General features: G+C 66.0%; 10 protein-coding genes. 5 read left to right on the plus strand and 5 right to left on the minus strand.

From position 1 onward, the window contains the following. The first annotated feature begins 67 nt into the window (after positions 1-67). The 3 genes from AC3FKH_RS13925 to AC3FKH_RS13935 all read left to right on the plus strand — a co-directional run bounded on the left by AC3FKH_RS13925 (position 68) and on the right by AC3FKH_RS13935 (position 2,888). Complete coding sequence (locus tag AC3FKH_RS13925) at positions 68-1,645, plus strand: class I adenylate-forming enzyme family protein (protein ID WP_488676352.1); 1,578 nt, start codon at positions 68-70, stop codon at positions 1,643-1,645. Positions 1,646-1,785: 140 nt separating this feature from the next. After that, complete coding sequence (locus tag AC3FKH_RS13930; RefSeq protein ID WP_488676353.1) at positions 1,786-2,241, plus strand: acyl-CoA thioesterase; 456 nt, start codon at positions 1,786-1,788, stop codon at positions 2,239-2,241. Positions 2,242-2,264: 23 nt separating this feature from the next. Further along, on the plus strand, positions 2,265-2,888 hold the full coding sequence (locus AC3FKH_RS13935; protein WP_488676355.1) for a hypothetical protein: 624 nt from the start codon (positions 2,265-2,267) through the stop codon (positions 2,886-2,888). A gap of 25 nt (positions 2,889-2,913) precedes the next feature. Here AC3FKH_RS13935 and AC3FKH_RS13940 read toward each other — a convergent pair whose 3' ends face one another. From AC3FKH_RS13940 to AC3FKH_RS13950, 3 genes are all read right to left on the minus strand, one after another. Beyond that, positions 2,914-4,071 (minus strand): iron-containing alcohol dehydrogenase, encoded by a 1,158-nt coding sequence (locus AC3FKH_RS13940; protein WP_488676357.1) that lies wholly within the window; start codon positions 4,069-4,071, stop codon positions 2,914-2,916. A 23-nt stretch (positions 4,072-4,094) separates the two neighbouring features. Continuing rightward, complete coding sequence (locus tag AC3FKH_RS13945) at positions 4,095-5,240, minus strand: acyl-CoA dehydrogenase family protein (protein ID WP_488676359.1); 1,146 nt, start codon at positions 5,238-5,240, stop codon at positions 4,095-4,097. A 413-nt stretch (positions 5,241-5,653) separates the two neighbouring features. Further along, complete coding sequence (locus AC3FKH_RS13950; protein ID WP_488676361.1) at positions 5,654-6,742, minus strand: MBL fold metallo-hydrolase; 1,089 nt, start codon at positions 6,740-6,742, stop codon at positions 5,654-5,656. Positions 6,743-7,243: 501 nt separating this feature from the next. Between AC3FKH_RS13950 and AC3FKH_RS13955 the strand changes: the two genes are divergently transcribed. Beyond that, a complete protein-coding gene (locus AC3FKH_RS13955) occupies positions 7,244-8,422 on the plus strand; it encodes a porin (RefSeq protein WP_488676363.1) in 1,179 nt (392 codons plus the stop codon). Positions 8,423-8,652: 230 nt separating this feature from the next. Here the strand turns inward: AC3FKH_RS13955 and AC3FKH_RS13960 are convergent, their stop codons facing one another. After that, on the minus strand, positions 8,653-9,417 hold the full coding sequence (locus AC3FKH_RS13960) for an IclR family transcriptional regulator (protein ID WP_488676365.1): 765 nt from the start codon (positions 9,415-9,417) through the stop codon (positions 8,653-8,655). A 111-nt stretch (positions 9,418-9,528) separates the two neighbouring features. Further along, positions 9,529-10,665 carry an acyl-CoA dehydrogenase family protein gene (locus tag AC3FKH_RS13965; RefSeq protein ID WP_488676781.1) on the minus strand — a complete coding sequence of 379 codons (1,137 nt, stop codon included), beginning with the start codon at positions 10,663-10,665 and terminating at the stop codon, positions 9,529-9,531. Between the two features lie 263 nt (positions 10,666-10,928). Here AC3FKH_RS13965 and AC3FKH_RS13970 point away from each other — a divergent pair, with 263 nt between their 5' ends. Further along, a complete protein-coding gene (locus tag AC3FKH_RS13970) occupies positions 10,929-13,775 on the plus strand; it encodes a winged helix-turn-helix domain-containing protein (RefSeq protein ID WP_488676367.1) in 2,847 nt (948 codons plus the stop codon). The last annotated feature ends 33 nt before the right edge of the window (positions 13,776-13,808 follow it).

Consider the following 13,808-nt stretch of genomic DNA (forward strand, 5'->3'; position numbering starts at 1 on the left):
GCATCGCGAAAAACCGCACTCCTACACTGCTCCGTTAGGACATCAAAAAACAGCCACGGAGACAGCGATGAGAATGGACTTCGCCCGCGTCATGGGGCAGGTTGCCGCACAGTTTGCCGACCAGGAAGCGCTCGTCAACATCGAGCGGAACCGGCGCTACACCTTCCGCGAACTGCACAGTCTGACCAACCGCATCGCCAACATGATGCGCACGCGCCTGGGCCTGCATCGCGGCGATGTCGCGCTCTGCATCCTGGAGAACGACAACCTTTCGCTGCTCCACGCCTGGACGGCCTTCAAGGGCGATGTGGCGGTGGCGCACACCAATATCCGCGACGCCTTCGACGAGCACCGCTGGCAGGTCGAGTTCATCCGGCCCAAGGTTGTGTTCATCGAAACCCCTCTGCTGGACCGCTACGCGGACATGCTGCGCGAGCGCGGCGTGACCGTGGTGTGCATGGACGCGCCCACAGCGCCGCGCGAGGGCGTGCATCATTTCTGGTACCTGCTCGACGGCATCCCCGATACGGACCCGGGGATCCAGTCCGACACGCAGTCGGACATCCTGATCTACCGCTTCACCGGCGGCACGACCGGCCGCAGCAAGTGCGCGCAGTACACCATCGACAACTGGCTTGCCGCACGCGACACCATGTATGCCGATCCCGAGCAGAGCGTGGCGCTGAACCGCGAGACGCGCTACCTGCATATCGCGCCGGTCAGCCACGGCTCGGGGCTGTCGTTCCTGCCGACGCTGTTTCGCGGCGGCTGCACGCTGACGCAGAACGCGGCCGACCTGAAGGCCTGGTGCCGCAACGTCGAGGCGGAAAAGGTCACCACCACGCTGATGGTGCCAACCCTGGTGAACCTGCTGCTGGACCTGCCCGAAGCCACCGGGTACGACCTTTCCAGCCTGCGCACGCTCTACTATGGCGCCGCGCCGATGAGCCCGGCCAAGCTGGGACAGGCCCAGCAGCGCTTCGGCAACATCTTCTTCCAGCTCTATGGCGCGACCGAATGCGCGCAGGCGGTCTGCACGCTGACCCAGTCCGACCACCTGACGGCGATCGAGACGGGCCGGCTCGCCTCCGCGGGCCGGCCGACCATCGGCATCGAGATGCGCATCGTCGACGAAGCGGGCAACGACGTCCCGCGCGGCAGCACGGGAGAGATCTGGCTGCGCGGACGCGGCACCATCAGCGGCTACTACGGCAACCCGGAAGGCACGGCGTCGGAGTTCTCCGACGGCTTCTGGAAATCCGGCGACCTCGGCTATGTCGACGAGGCCGGCTACGTGTTCATCGTCGACCGCAAGAAGGACATGATCATCAGCGGCGGCTTCAACGTGTATGCAGTCGAAGTGGAAGCTTCCCTCAATGCTCATCCGGCCGTCTTTATGTCGGCGGTGGTAGGCGTTCCGCATGACAAGTGGGGCGAGGCGGTGCATGCGGAGGTAGTGCTGCGGCCTGGCGCCACGGTCGGGACGGAGATGCTGATCGAACATGTCAAGGACAAGCTGGGCCGCTTCAAGGCACCAAAGACGATCGCCATGGTCGAGGCACTGCCGGTCAGTGCGGTCGGCAAGGTGCTGCGCCGGCGCGTGCGCGAGAAATACTGGACTGACCAGCCCAGGCAGGTCTCCTGACCAGACTGGCATCCGGCGGCACGGACTTCGGGGGGAGGCGAGGTGCGCCGGGCAGCCAGCAATCAAAGGCTTCGCGCTTGATCTCCGCGTTGTTTGGTTCTCCGGCTTCGTGCCGGAGTTTTTTTCTACATTCCGCCAGCATGTCATCCCACGCCCGCAACACCCGTCAGGACTACTTCCACCACCAGCCCATCACCACCCGCTGGATGGACAACGACGCCTACGGCCACGTCAACAACGTGGTGTACTACAGCTACTTCGACACAGTGGTGAATACCTATCTCATCAGCCAGGGTGTACTGGACCCGAACGGCGGGCGCACCATCGGGCTGGTGATCGAGACCCAGTGCAACTATTTCGCGCCGCTGAGCTTCCCGGACACCGTCGTGGCGGGGTTGCGCGTCGCGCGCCTGGGCAGTTCCAGCGTGCGCTACGAGGTGGGGCTGTTCCGGGGCGATGACGAGATCGCCGCCGCTCAGGGGCACTTCGTCCATGTCTATGTCGACCGGGCCTCGCGGCGGCCGGTTGCCCTGCCGCCGGCATTGCGCGAGGCATTGTTGCCGCTCGCCGGCCCGGTGGGCTGCGGCACCGCTTGAGGCACCGGTTCGCCACGATTGCCATGGCAGCCGCCTCACGCTCCGGCCCCGCCTCCGTCAGCCGGCTCCAGCCGCGCATCAGCGCGCTGCTCGCGCAGGTGCGCGAAACCAGCCGCCATGCCATCCGGCTGGCCCGCGCCAGTGCCCGGCGCGGCGAAGGCGACTTCGCCGATTGCCTCGCACGGCAATATGACCATTGGATTGCGTTCAGCCAGGGAAAGCAACGCCTGATCCGGATTGCCAGCGCGGCGGAAGTCGGCGCGCTGAGCCTGCGGCATCTGCAGTACGGGGAGCACGATGTCGGCATGACCGACGATGCGGCCGTGCGCGCGCTCTACTGGACCACCGCGCGCCGCTGGCAGAGCGCGAGACACGATGCCATGAACGCCAACGCGATGGAAGCGGGACCGGCGGGACACTCTCAGCCGGACCTGGACGCGATGTGCGGCGCATGCCGGGAACTGCATGGCGATGCGCGCCGGCACCGGCCCCATGCGGCCCTGCATGCGACGCCTCCAGCCAGCCCGGCCCCTCTGCGCGCCGGTGGCCGCTGGTTCCGGTGCACCGAATGCCCCACGCGATGGGTGCGCCGCCATCCGGCCCATGAGCCGTTCGCGGTCTGGACGGCCACGGCGGCTGCCGCTTAGCAGGGCCCGGCGGATCAGTTCGCGCTCAGTACGCGGCCTGATAGATCGCCAGTGCGTCGGCTTCCGTGACGCTGCGCGGATTGTTGACCAGCAGGCGCGTCTGCAGCATCGCATCCTTCGCCAGCCGGGGAAGGTCTTCCTCCTTGATGCCCACATCGCGCAGGCGGCGCGGAATGCCCGTTGCCTCGATCATGCCCTCCAGGGCGCGGATCAGGCTGTCAGCGAGTTCGCGCGGACTACCTTCCGCCCAGGGCAGGATGACGCGCGCGAGTTCCGCGTAACGGTCCGCGGCTTGCGCCACATTGAAGCGCAGCACATGCGGCAACACCAGCGCATTGGACAGGCCGTGCGGCACATGGAAAATGCCGCCGACGGGATAAGCCAGCGCATGCACCGCCGCGACCGGCGCGTTGGCGAACGCCTGACCCGCGAACATGGCGCCGAGCAGCATGCCTTCGCGCGCTTCGCGGTCCAAGCCGTCGTCGCAGGCGCGCAGCAGGTGGCGCGACAACAGGCTCAGCGCCTGCTGGGCGAGCATGTCCGAGACCGGATTCTTCAGGTGCGCGCTGGTGTAGGCCTCGATCGCATGAACCATGGCGTCGATGCCGGTCGCCGCGGTGGCGGCACGCGGCAGGCCGATGGTCAGCTCGGCGTCCAGGATAGCCACGTCGGCAAGCAGCTGCGGCGCGACGATGCCGGTCTTGGTCGTCTCGCCCGTGGTAACGATGGAGACCGCCGTCACCTCCGAGCCCGTGCCGGCCGTGGTCGGCATCTGCACCAGCGGAAGACGGCCGCCCGTAACCTGCTTCACGCCGTAGATCTCCGGAAGCGTCTGTGTCCCCGGTACCAGCACGGCGAGCAGTTTGGCAACGTCCATCGAGGAGCCGCCCCCAAGGCCGAGCACCACCTCTACACGCGCGGACCTTGCACGGTGCACCGCATCGATGACGATCCGCTCCGGCGGGTCGGCAATCACATCGTCGATCAGCGTGACCTGCCAGCCATTGGCTTCAAGGTCGGCGAGCGCAGGGCCAATCAGTCCGCTGCGATGCAGGAAGCCATCGGTCACAAGGCACAGGCGCGACAACGCCGGATACTGCTCGCGCAACAGCGCGCCGAGGCGGCGCGCCACGCCATATTCGACCACCAGGGTCGGAACGGTCTGAAAACGAAACACGTTCAAGATGCATGCCTCCGGCGGCCGGGTCAGGCCAGACTGCGAGAAATGATGAGCTTCTGGATATGGCTCGTGCCCTCGTAGATGCGGGTCACGCGCACGTCGCGCAGGTAGCGTTCCACCGGGAAATCCGTGAGGTAACCGTAGCCGCCATGGATCTGCAGGGCATCCGAGCAGACCTCCTCGGTAATATCGCTCGCATACATCTTGGCCATCGCCGCTTCGCGCGCGCAATCGACTCCGGCATCGGCCAGGCGCGCGGCGTGCAGGCAGTACTGGAAGGCGGTCTCGACGCGCGCCGACATATCGGCCAGGTCGAATGCAACGCCCTGCAGCTGATTGATCGGTGCGCCATAGGCTTCGCGCTCGGCGGCATAAGTGGTGGCGGCTTCCAGCGCGCCACGCGCCGCGCCTGCGGCAATGAAGGCGATACCGATGCGGCCGTCGGACAGCGAACTCATCACGGTGCGATAGCCCTGTCCTTCCGCGCCCAGCAGGTCACCCACGGGAGCCCGGTAGTTTTCCAGCGCGATCTGCGCGGTATGCGCGGTGTGCTGGCCCAGCTTCTCCTCGATACGGGTGACCACGTAGCCGGGCTGCTTCGGGTCGACCAGGATGGTGCTCGCGCCCTTCTTTCCAGCCGCCTTGTCCGTCAGCACGAACGCGATGCCGACACCGGCCTCGCTGCCGTTCGAGATGAATTGCTTGGCGCCGTTCAGCACGTAGTGGTCGCCGTCGCGCACACCGGTGGCGCGCAGCGCCGCGGTGTCGGAGCCGGCATGCGGCTCGCTCAGCAGGAAGGCCCCGATGGATTCGCCGCTCGCCATGGCGGGCAGGTAGCGCTGCTTCTGCGCTTCGGTGCCATGCGCCGCGATGGTCGCCGCGACAAAGTTGTGGACATGCACGATCGTGGCCAGGCCGGCGTCGACCGACGCGAACTGGTGCTGTGCCAGGCAGAATTCCAGCAGACCCGAGCCGCTGCCGCCATAGGCTTCCGGAACCAGCATGCCCATGAAGCCGAGCTCGCCCAGCACCTTGAGCTCGTCACTCGGCCAGGCCGAGGCGCGGTCGCGCGCCGCCGCCGTGGGGGCAATCACCTCGGCCGCCAGGCGGCGGGCCGAATCGTTGATCAGGTTCTGCTGTTCGGTGAAGAGTGCGGTGTTGATGTCTGCCATGGCGGTGTTTGCTTGATGTCGTATCGTCGGTTGCGGCATGCGCCAGGACTGGCGCGCATGCCGCGGAGATCTCCGGCGTGAGCCGATTGCCCAGCCCAGCATAGAGCGCGGGAGCCGGCCACGCCCCCCCCGTGAAAGGAGGGAGGCGGACGCCAGCCGCCGTCGCATCGGGTCCTGCATCGCGCAGGGCCAATGCACAACGGGCCAGCTCGAGCAGCAAGCCATGCCGGTCATCGATCGACGCGTCCCGCGCCGGCCGGTCAAGACACCGCAGCAGGGTGTCGCGCCATTGCCGCAGCGCGTGCGTTGGGTGCAGTTCGTCGCCGTCGGCGTCATGTGCCGCAGCCCCCTGGTTCGCAATGGCGGATTCTTGCTTCATGCTGCCCACCTGATTTGCGTCGGCGGCGCCGGGCTCACGCAATCGTGCCGGTCCGGCCAGCGCGGTACCACGCCACGCCGGCGTCATCGACGCGCACGTCCAGTTCGCCAAGCGCATCCAGGTAGTTCAGATGCGCGATGGTTTCGCCCGTGGCGAGCGCGTACTGCAGGGCGTCGTCGCCTGTCACCGGAATCGCGAACAGCACCGCGAACAGGTCGATGACGCGCCGCGGCTCGCGCAGCGCCTCGCGCAGCCGCGCCACGCCACGCCACAGCGCCTGCTCCAGCCGGTCGATGCGCGCATGGAGCCCTTCGAACGGTTCATTGTGTGCCGGCAGCACCAGCACGTCGGCCGGCACCATGCGCCGGATACGCGCGAGCGATGCCTCCCAGCCGGCGAGCGGATTGGCATCGGGCTCCATCGGGTGCACCGACACATTGGGTGAAATGCGCGGCAGCACCTGATCGCCGGCAATCATCACGTGCAGGTCGCGCGAATAGAGGCACGCATGCTCGGGCGTATGGCCCTGCCCGATGACAACCTGCCAGTCGTGGGCGCCGATGCGCACGACTGCGCCATCTTCGATGCGGCGAAAGCTGCGCGGCAGGCGCGAGACCATCCTGCCGGCACGGCCAAAGCGGCTCCGGTAGCCCGCGAGCGCGGCTTCGTCCCAGCCCGCACGCTGATAGAACGCAATGCCTTCGGGCGGGACGTCCTGGCCGACCTCGGCGACCATGGCAAGGCTGTGCAGGTATTCGAGTCCTGTCATCCAGAGGCGGCACCCGAAGCGCTCGGTGAGCCAGCCAGCCATGCCGACGTGGTCGGGATGCTGGTGCGTGACGAACACGCGCGTGACGGGCTTCCCGCCGAGCGGCCCGGCGAGCAGGGCTTCCCAGGTTTGCACCGTTTCCGGCGCAAGCACGCCGGTATCGACGATCGCCCAGCCTTCGCCGTCTTCGATGGCCCAGACGTTGATGTGCCTGAGCACATTGGGCAAGGGCAGGCGCATCCACAGGACGCCGGGCGCGATCTCGAAAGCCTGGCCGGGCGCCGGTGCGTCACCGCACGGATAATGCAGCCTTGCGGCGGGCTGGCCGAAGTGTTCGGAATCAGGGCGATACATGGATGGGCTCCCGCAGTCGAACCATCGCCAGCCGACTCGCGGGGCAAACGGATTCAGGTGAACGTTGCCGGTGGCCTTGGCGCTGTCCGCTGCCACCGTCCTTCTGTGCGCAGGTTGAAAGATAGCCCGGCCACCGCACACCGCGCCCCCCTCCTTCGGGAAGGGTCAGCCGCGAGCGGGTCCTTTGCGCCGCCTCGATGTTGTGTTCCGATAACACACTGGTGAAATCCCTCATGCGCGCGCAGTCCGGCAGGCCATGCGCCGCATATGACGGTGCGTAGCCGTTCCGAGGTGGCCGCGCGCCGATCCAGGCTGGTACCCCGCCCCTCCCCCCTCCCTTTTTGATAGGCGAGACGCCACAGCGCCCGTCTCTACTGTCAAAGCGCGCTGGCGGCCTGGCTGACGGGCAGCGCTGCCGGCGTGTTCGCACGGCCGGCCCAAGACAGGCACAAGCCTGCGTTGACAGCTACAGACCAAAGGAAAAAAAGGAGACTTCCGAGCATGAAGAAATCGCTTATCGCCCTTGCAGCACTCGGCACCGCAGGCGGGGCGGCGCATGCCCAGACCAGCGTCACGCTCTACGGCGTGATCGACACGGGCATCGAGTACGTCAACCGGGTCGCGTCCGCGCCGAGCGCCCTGTCGCCGACGAACTCCCTGAATGGCGTCGCCCCCGCCGGCCCGCGTGTCGGGATGAATGGCAACGGCGGCCTGTCGGCCTCGCGCTGGGGCTTGCGCGGCGCGGAAGACCTCGGCGGTGGCCTGAAGGCCATTTTCACGCTGGAGAGCCAGTTCACTCCCGACACCGGCGCGTTCGCCGGCAATACCGGCATCTTCAACCGCCAGGCGTACGTCGGCCTGAGCAGCGAGTACGGCAAGCTCACGTTCGGCAAACAGTATTCGAGCCTTGCGGAAGGCATGCTGAACTTCTCCCCGACCCGCGCCGCGCCGGCCTACGAGCCGGGCGTGTGGTGGCTGGGCGTAAATTACCGGCCCGCCAACACCATCAAGTACACGGGCGCCTTCGGGGCGCTGTCGGTCGCGGCCCACTACTCCTTCGGCGCCGGCACCGCGTTGTCGTCGCTCAGCGGCGGCGGCATTCTCTACGGCGGCGGCCTCGGCGAAACGCCGGGCGAATGGAAGGACAACACGGCCTGGGGCGCTTCGGCATCCTATCTGGGCGAAAACTTCGGCTTCGGCGTCGGCTACGACGAGTGGCACCCCGCCGTGACCGTCGGCAACCCCGGCAAGGTGCGCAAGCTTGGCGCTGCCGGCAGCTATACCACCGGTCCGTGGAAGTTCGTCGCCGGCTATCGCTGGGGCGACCAGACCTACGCCAACGGCAACACCGGCCTGCGCGACGATTACTGGTTCGGCGGCGTGAGCTATCGCTTCACCCCGGCATTCGACGTCCAGCTCGCCTACTTCTACACGAACATCAAGCAGCTGGCCCTGACCAACACCGGCGCGTCGACCAACCCGGCGAATCCGCAGCAAGTGAGCCTGGTGCTGGACTACACCCTCAGCAAGCGGACCGACGTCTACCTGACCACGGCGTGGGCGCACAACGGCAGCCTCGCCAACGACGGCCCGTTCACCGGCTACCTGTTCAACTACGCCTCGGCGCCGGGCCAGAAGAACATGATCGGCGTGATGGCCGGTATCCGTCACGCCTTCTGAGTTCCACGGCAGCACAGTCGCCGCAGGCACACCGCACTTCTGCCTCCGGCGGCTGTGCTCCGATAGCAAACAAGACCAGGGGTCACGCGACTCCAGCTCCATGCCGGCCTGAGTTTGAAGCTGGGCGCTGCCGGACGTGAGGCGGGCCCGTTCCCACTTTCGGTCGGGCCTGCTCACACGGATGACAGCCATAGACCGGGATCCCGCAATGGTTGTCGTGCCAATGACGGCTATGCACTGCCTCCGTCCTGCGCGTCAGCGTCATCCATCAGGCCTCGGCGGACCTCACACAACGCCTCGATGTAGAAATCGCGATTCCTTCGCATGCGTTCGACGGGCGCCGCCAGTGCCAAGGCGACTGGTTGCCCACCGAACCGTCCGGCCACGGCCATACCATTCGCGCCCTCACTGCCTTCTTCATTGGACTCGTGCCAGCCACGCTGGCGACCAACAGTGATTTGGGCGATCAGCTTGTTCAGATCGACAACGCTATGCGGGGTGATCTTTCGGAGGTCACTTCCGGCGAGCAATGCGCGCGCCTCGTCATCCGGCAGGAGCGAGAGCAGTCCTTTGCCGAGCGCGGAGACATGCAGCGCGACGCGGGTTCCGATGTCGGTCTCAAACCGTAGCGGCTGCCGGCTTGGCTGCATGGCGATGACCTTGACCACCGGCGGCTCCAGCACGCCCACGAAGGCCGATTCGTTCGTCATCCTGCCCAGGCGTCCGACGGCTTCCTGCGCCGCCGTGATCAACGGATCGTTCTGCCCGATCTGGTGCGTGAGCGCCATGAGCCGCCCCGTCGGGTAGAAGCGGCGCGTACGCGTAGTGCGCACCAGGTAGCCGAGACTGTGCAGCGTATGCAGCAGGTCGGATGTGCTGGTCTCCGGCAGCGACAGCAGACGCGCCATTTCGGAGTTGGACAGCTCTCGCTGCTCGCGGGCGAAGGCTTCAAACACCGACATGGCGCGGCTGGCGGCGGGAATCATGGTAGGCATCGGTATCCCCTGGACAATCGGCGACGGCTAGCGCAAGCGTGACTTGCCTTTCCAGTCATGGCGGCAGCCGTGCTGGCGCCGGCCTGCCGGCGGCCCCTGCACCACCGCGTGTCAACGCGCGCCGAGGGCGCGGGAAATGATGACCTTCTGGATGTGGCTGGTGCCCTCGTAGATCTTGGTCACGCGCGCGTCACGGTAGTAGCGCTCGACCGGGAAGTCCGTCAGGTAGCCATAGCCGCCGTGGATCTGAATGGCGTCCGAGCACACCTTCTCGGCAATCTCGCTGGCGAACAGCTTGGCGATCGACGCCTCCTTGGCGCACGGCACGCCGGCCGCCTGCAAGCGTGCCGCATGCAGCATGTACTGCGTGGCCACATCGACCTGTGCAGCCATGTCGGCCAGGTCGAACGCCACGCCCTGCAGCTTGATGATGGGGCCGCCGTAGGCTTCGCGTTCGTTCGCGTACTGCACAGCCGCCTCGAGCGCGGCGCGCGCCACCCCGCAGGCCACCGCGGCAATGCCGATGCGTCCTTCCGACAGCATGCCCATTACCTGCTTGTAGCCACGGCCTTCCTCGCCCAGCAGGTTCTCCGCCGGCACGCGGTGGTCGTCGAGCTGGATCGCTGCCACATGCGCCGATCGCTGGCCCAGCTTCTCCTCGACGCGCGCGACGGTGTAGCCCGGCGCCTTCGGGTCGACGATGAACAGGCTCGGACCCTTCTTGCCTTCCGGGGTCTCGGTGCTCGCCGCAATGCAGATGCCGGCGCCCGCTTCGCTGCCGTTCGAGATGAATTGCTTGCTGCCGTTCAGCACGTAGTGATCGCCATCGCGACGCGCCGTGGTGCGGAAGGCGTTGGTATCGGAACCCGCCTGCGGCTCGGTCAGCAGACCAGCGACGATGGTCTCGCCCGACGCCATGCCGGGCAGGTACTTGCGCTTCTGCGCCTCGTTGCCGGCCTGGGCCACCGCGCCGGCAAGGCCATTGTGCACATGCAGGATGGTGGCAAAGCCTGCGTCGGCCGCGGCGAACTCGGTAATCGCCAGGCAGTATTCGACAAAGGTCGCGTTCGAGCCGCCAAATTCCTCTGGAACATGCATCCCCAGGAATCCGAGTTCGCCGACGGCCTTCAGCTCGTCGCGCGGCCAGGCGCCGCTGCGATCGCGTGCGGCCGCCGTCGTGGCCACCACTTCCCGGGCCACTTTCCGAGCGGCGTCACGGATCATAGTCTCCTGCTCGCTCAGGAGCACTGCGGCGGTATCACTCATGTCAACTTCTCGGTAGGTATTGTCTTGGGAAAATGCGATCGCGGCCTCTGGCCGGCGGGCAATGTCACTGCCCTGGTCCGTGTTTCGCGTGCGGCAATGCTCTGCAAAGCTTAAGTGGGAGGGCTCTTTTTTTCTCCTCCCTTTCTTGCAGGGGCCCGCCGTACGCAGTGCCGACGAGCGTACGGCGCGTCACCCCATACACGAATCTCCAGTCTCGTTCACCCCCTCTTCCGGACGTCTTCGCGATGTTGCGCCGCAACGGTGCATTGGGGGGCGTGTCCGGAGTACTATCCGACTGGGCGTCTGCGCCCCCTTTGGCGCGAAGCGGGATCCGCACGGCCAGCGCCACATCCAGATCATCCCCGCCACTCCCCCGAATCGACATGCAAACTTCCGGGATGAACACCGACAATCTCCTGGTGGCAACGAAGTTCTCGCCGCCACGTATCAGCGTCCGCCATATCCCGCGCGCACACCTGCTGGCGCGCCTTCATGATGCCCAGCACTGCACCGCCACGCTCATCACCGGCAGCGCGGGCTACGGGAAGACCATCCTGCTCGCGCAATGGCGGCAGGAGTTGATGAAGGCCGGGGGCGATGTGGCATGGCTTTCGCTGAGCCACGACGACAACCAGTTCTCGAATTTTCACGCTTACCTGATGGCGGCGTTCCATCGCCTTGGCATCCCGCTCGACAGCAGCGCTCTGCACGATGACGGCAGCCCCGTCGCGATAGAAGCCAGCATCGCGATGATCACCTCGGCGGCGGAGGCGACCGGAAAGGAGCTCTACCTCCTGATCGACAACTATCATCACGCGGATTCACCGGCGACCTACCGGTTGATGCAGAAGCTGCTGGACCACTGCCCGGCCAACCTTCATCTCGTCATCTCGTCCCGTACGACGCCACAACTGAATCTCGGCCGCTTGCGAATGCAGGGAGATATCGTCGAGATCGATTTCACGACGCTGCCATTTACGCTGGACGAGACCCGCCGTTTCTTCGAACAGAATCTCAACTCGCCAAAGCTGAATGCCGATGAAATCCATCTCATCCACGAGCTGACGTGCGGCTGGCCGGCAAGCCTGCAGCCCATCGCCACCCTGCTGCGCATCCACCCTGCCAAGCGCTCGAAACTGCGTAGCCTGTTGTGGAAGTCCGCCGACCTTCACACCTATCTGGTCGAAGACGTGGTTGCCTATCTGCCGGCAGACCTGATCGAGTTCATGGAGAAGATCTCGGTGCTTCGCCGCTTCAATGTCGAGCTCGCGCAATACGTTGCGGAGCGCCCGGACGCGGAGCAGATGATCAAGCGCGCCGAGGACGAGAACCTGTTGATCTTCCGCATCGACGTGGACGACAACTCGCCGTGGTATCGCTTTCACCCCTTGTTCGGCGAGTTCCTCTCGCAACGCCTGTTGCGGCGCGGAAGCGCCGCAGTCGAAGGCGTTCACCGGCGCGCGTGCCGCTGGTTTGCCGAGCACGGCCTGATGGTGGAGTCGCTGCGCCACGCCAGCCTTGGCGACGACCTCGAGTACGCCGTCAATGCCATTGAAAGGGCGACGCCGGCAACCTGGAGCATGGCGTATATCACCCCGATGCTGCATTTGCTGGAGAAGGTGCCGCAGGACACGCTGTTTTCCCACCCGAAGCTGTTCCTGCTCGGTTGCCTGACGTATTCCTTCTCCGGCAGGCCAGACAAGGCGGAACGGTGGCTGAAAGATATCCGGCGGACGGAAGCAGCGGCGAACCCCGCCATTTCTTCCAAACTGACAGCCATGGATGCCGCTGTCGCGATGCGCCGTGATGACCTGAACCGCGTCATCGACCTGCTCGAACCGCTGTACCTCGTGCCGCTGGGCAATCAGTCGCTGCAGTACCTCAATCTTGCCGGGCTCGCCGTGGCGTATATGTCTGTCGGCCGGTTTGACGATGCGCGCAAGATCTACGACGACAATCCCATCAGCCCCGAGGACCAGGACAACGATATCGCCCTGGGCTTCGAATGCCTGCGCGCACAGATCTACCTGACCGAAGGCAATGCCAGGGAAGCGGAGAGAATCGGCTCCGATGTGCTCGCGCGATCCGAAGCCCTTTACGGCCGCGTGTCGATTCCCGCCAGCACATGCGCGTCAACGCTCTCCGACGCCTATTACGAACTGAACCGCCTCGACGATGCGCTCGACGTCCTGGCCAACCGTACTGCCCTCATTCAGTCCTCGATGCCGGACGTCATGATTCGCGCCTCGCTTTCCCGTGCGCGTGTCGAGGTACTCCGTGAGTCGCCAAAGGCAGCCCTCAGCTTTGTCGAGGGGCAGACGGCGCATTTCCACCTGCATGGCCTGGACCGCCCCGAGGCGCATATGCTTGCGGAGGAACTGGCGATCCTCGTAGGCATGGGCGACCACCTGCGAGCCAGCGAACGCGCGGCGAAACTGAATGCCCTTGCCGCGCAATACCGGGATGCCACCGGTGCCCAGGCCGAAATTCCCGTTATCGCGGCCCTGGCACGCGCACGCCTGGCGCTGATGGACAACAGGCCTGGCGAGGCGCTTGAGGCCCTGTCCGAAGTGCGCAGCTTTGCGCAGAAGTATGGCCGGGGCAGGACGCTGGTGCAGGCAGACCTGCTCTGCGCCGCCGCGCATGACAGCCTGGGCCAGGCTGCGGAAGCCAGGCAATGTCTCTTGCGCGCGCTGCACGCCGGCGCCAGTTTCGGCCTGGTCCGCACCATTCTCGATGAACAGGAGCGGGTCGGCGACCTGCTCGAACGCTTGCGCGACGATCCCGACTTGTCGCCATCGGTGGCGCAGTATCTCGCCGACCTTTTCCCGGACACGGACGGCGTCGATGAGACGCCTGAGCCAGCGGCCGCGGCCGCCGCGGGCGACTCGCGCCGGACTGCCCTGACGCCGCGAGAACTTGAGATCATTGACCTGATGGCCCAGGCGATGTCGAACAAGCGCATTGCGCTGACGCTGAACATCACCTTCGGGACGGTGAAGTGGTACGTCAAGAATATCCTCTCCAAGCTCGGCGTCTCTAGCCGATACGATGCCATCGCCGTGGCACGCCAGCGCGGGTTCCTGAAATAGGGCAGGCTACGCTGGCGTCCCGCGCGACGCCAG

The organism is Cupriavidus sp. 21MJTG02-4, assembly GCF_057798975.1.

What these genes read in the sequence shown, in the direction of transcription:
- AC3FKH_RS13925 (WP_488676352.1), top strand. Translation starts at nt 68, where the DNA reads ATGAGAATGGACTTCGCCCGCGTCATGGGGCAGGTTGCCGCACAGTTT.
- AC3FKH_RS13930 (WP_488676353.1), top strand. Translation starts at nt 1,786, where the DNA reads ATGTCATCCCACGCCCGCAACACCCGTCAGGACTACTTCCACCACCAG.
- AC3FKH_RS13935 (WP_488676355.1), top strand. Translation starts at nt 2,265, where the DNA reads ATGGCAGCCGCCTCACGCTCCGGCCCCGCCTCCGTCAGCCGGCTCCAG.
- AC3FKH_RS13945 (WP_488676359.1), bottom strand. Translation starts at nt 5,240, where the DNA reads ATGGCAGACATCAACACCGCACTCTTCACCGAACAGCAGAACCTGATC.
- AC3FKH_RS13950 (WP_488676361.1), bottom strand. Translation starts at nt 6,742, where the DNA reads ATGTATCGCCCTGATTCCGAACACTTCGGCCAGCCCGCCGCAAGGCTG.
- AC3FKH_RS13955 (WP_488676363.1), top strand. Translation starts at nt 7,244, where the DNA reads ATGAAGAAATCGCTTATCGCCCTTGCAGCACTCGGCACCGCAGGCGGG.
- AC3FKH_RS13960 (WP_488676365.1), bottom strand. Translation starts at nt 9,417, where the DNA reads ATGCCTACCATGATTCCCGCCGCCAGCCGCGCCATGTCGGTGTTTGAA.
- AC3FKH_RS13970 (WP_488676367.1), top strand. Translation starts at nt 10,929, where the DNA reads ATGTTGCGCCGCAACGGTGCATTGGGGGGCGTGTCCGGAGTACTATCC.